The sequence below is a fragment of the Curtobacterium sp. B18 genome (assembly GCF_000333375.1).
Lineage (GTDB): Bacteria > Actinomycetota > Actinomycetes > Actinomycetales > Microbacteriaceae > Curtobacterium.
Genome location: NZ_BACZ01000469.1, coordinates 1 through 2657 on the forward strand (window position 1 = coordinate 1; position 2657 = coordinate 2657).

The window sequence follows — 2657 nt, forward strand, 5'->3', positions numbered from 1 at the left end:
CGCGCGCTGCTCCGGATCCGTCCGCGGACGCCGCGTGGGTGGGCGTCGCGCTGGGGGCGATGTTCGTCGCGTGGGGGATCACATTCGACCGGCTCCCCGACGACGACGACGACCGCGAGGGCCACGACCCGGACGATCCTCGTGCGTCGATCTGGACGCCCCGTCGCCTCAACACCGCCCTGTCGACCGGCTTAGCGATGACGGGCGCCTACGTCGTGATCCGCGCGCTCGGTCGGCCGGTCGACACAGCGCTGATCGGGGCCCTCACCTGGCCGGCCTGGCGGCTCGTCAACCGGTTCCTCGACGGTGTGATCCGGCGGCGCGGAGCTCGCGGCGAGGCGGACGGCGCCACCGACTGAGCGCGCCCGCCACCCGTCACCCGTCCCCGCCGCCGGCCCGGCGGCGGGGACGGTGAGCCGGTCGTCAGTGCCCGCGCGACGCCAGCGCCTCGATGAGCTGCTGCTGCGTCCCGTCACGCTCCGACCACCGCAGCGGCAGGACGTTCTGCACGAGGATCTCCGGGGCGGCACCCGAGCGCAGCAGGTCGACGACCTCGGTCAGGAAGTCGTCGAGCGGCATCCCGCCGAAGTCCACCCCTTCTCCCATGATGTCCGTAGCGACCGCCGGCGGCGCCAGTTCGAGCACGGCGACCGGCGACCCGGACAGCTGCTGCCGGAGCGAGAGCGTGTACGAGTGCACGGCGGCCTTCGTCGCGCTGTACGTCGGCGTCGCCGTGAGCGGGGTGAACGCCAGCCCCGACGTCACGGTGACGATCGTCGACGCGGGACGGGTGAGCAGGTGCGGCAGGAACGTGTCGACGAGGCGGATCGTCCCGAGCAGGTTCGTCTCGACGACGGCGACGGCGTCGCGCAGGTGCTCGGACGAGCGCAGGTCCTCGGTGCGCATGATGCCCGACATCGTGATCAGGGCGTCGAGCGCGGGGTACGCCTCGGTGACGGCGGCGGCCGCAGCGGTGATCGACGCCGGGTCGGTGACGTCGAGCTGCACGGTACCGAAGCCGTGCTCGGCGGCGAGTGAGTCGAGCAACGACTGGCGTCGGCCGCCGATCACGACGGTGCTGCCCGCTGCCTGCAGGCGGAGCGCGAGGCCGAGACCGATGCCCGAGGTCGCGCCGGGGATGAAGACGGTGGAGTTCGTGATGTCCATGTCCACCACCGTGGTGCGACGCTCCAGGAGCATCCAGAGCCCGGTCATCGGGGGACCGCCGATCCCTGGCACGTGGCGCGCCGCGGGGGCACGATGATGACCATGGACCGACCCGTGCTCGCCGACTTCCTCCGTCGCCGCCGAGAACTGCTGCGCCCCGAGGACGTCGGACTCGGTTCCGGGCAGCGCCGCCGGACGCCGGGGCTCCGGCGCGAGGAGGTGGCGGCGCTGGCGGGGATGTCCGCCGACTACTACACCCGACTCGAGCAACAGCGCGGGCCCCAGCCGTCCGAGCAGATGGTCGCGGCGATCGCCCGGGCACTCCGCTGCACCCTCGACGAGCGCGACCACCTGTTCCGCCTCGCCGGGCACAACGCACCCGCACGGGTGCACCGCTCCGACCACGTCGACCCGGCGATCCTCCGTGTCCTCGACCGGCTCGAGGACACCCCGGCCATCGTGGTCAACGACCTGGGGGAGACCCTGGTCGAGAACGAGCTCGGAGCCGCACTCGTCGGCACGACCACCGGCCTGCCCGGCAACGAGCGGTACCAGCCGTGGCGGTGGTTCATGACGGAGTACGAGCGGGCGAGGTACGCGCCCGAGGAGCACGAACGGCTCGCTCGGGCACAGGTCGCAGCACTCCGTGCCGCCGTCGGTGCCGCCGGGCCGGGCGACGGTCGGGCCGCCCGGCTGATCGCCGACCTCGAGGCGGGCAGCGCGGACTTCCGGGCGCTCTGGTCCCTGCACGAGGTGGCCAGCCGCTGGGAGGACCACAAGACGTTCGTCCACCCCGAGCTCGGCCGGATCACGGTCGACTGCCAGGTGCTGCACACCACGAGCCAGACGCAGGCGCTGCTGCTCTTCACAGCGCCGGCGGGCAGTGAGGCCGCGCAGAAGCTCGAGCTCCTCCGTGTCGTGGGCCGCCAGGTCTTCTCCGGCTGAGACCTGCGCACCGTGCGGGTCCGTCCGGCCCGTGCGGGTCCGTCCGGCCGCGCACCGTGCAGCTCCGTGCGGTCCGTGCGGGGCCGTGCCGCCCGTGCGAGTTCGGCCGTCCGCGCACCGTGCGAGGTTGTTCACCGGGTGTCGGCGCGACCGCTCGGTGCGGCCCTACAACCTCGCACCGAGCCACCAGCGGCGCACGGATCGGACAAGGTCGCACCGTGCGGCTTCGTCCGGCCGTGTGGGTCCGTGCGGGTCCGTCCGGCCCGTGCGAGCTTGGCCGGCCGTGCACCGTGCGAGGTTGTTCACCGGGTGCCGCCGCGACCGCTCGGTGCGGCCCTAGAACCTCGCACCGAGCCATCATCGGCGCACAGATCGGACAAGGTCGCACCGTGCGGCTTCGTTCAACCGTGTGGGTCCGTGCGGCTCCGTCGGGCCCGTGCGAGCTTGGCGGGCCGAGCACCGTGCGAGGTTGTCCACCCGGTGCCGCCGCGACCGCTCGGTGCGGCCCTACAACCTCGCACCGAGCCATCAGCGGCGCACGGATC

Annotated in this window: 3 protein-coding genes; 2 read left to right on the forward strand and 1 reads right to left on the reverse strand. The window is 73.1% G+C overall.

Annotated features, from left to right (window positions below; genetic code table 11):
* Positions 1-359, forward strand: a 359-nt coding sequence (locus I5E_RS21750; protein WP_042723844.1) for a hypothetical protein, incomplete at its 5' end; no start/stop codon positions are given.
* Positions 360-423: 64 nt separating this feature from the next.
* On the opposite strand, the gene I5E_RS12615 is transcribed toward I5E_RS21750, so the two are convergent.
* Positions 424-1215: an SDR family oxidoreductase gene (locus I5E_RS12615; RefSeq protein WP_022907300.1), complete on the reverse strand. Its 792-nt coding sequence runs from the start codon at positions 1213-1215 to the stop codon at positions 424-426.
* Positions 1216-1269: 54 nt separating this feature from the next.
* On the opposite strand from I5E_RS12615, the gene I5E_RS12620 reads away from it, so the two are divergent.
* Entirely contained in the window at positions 1270-2112 is an 843-nt protein-coding gene (locus tag I5E_RS12620; protein ID WP_022907301.1) for a helix-turn-helix transcriptional regulator, read from the forward strand.
* Positions 2113-2657 lie beyond the last annotated feature (545 nt).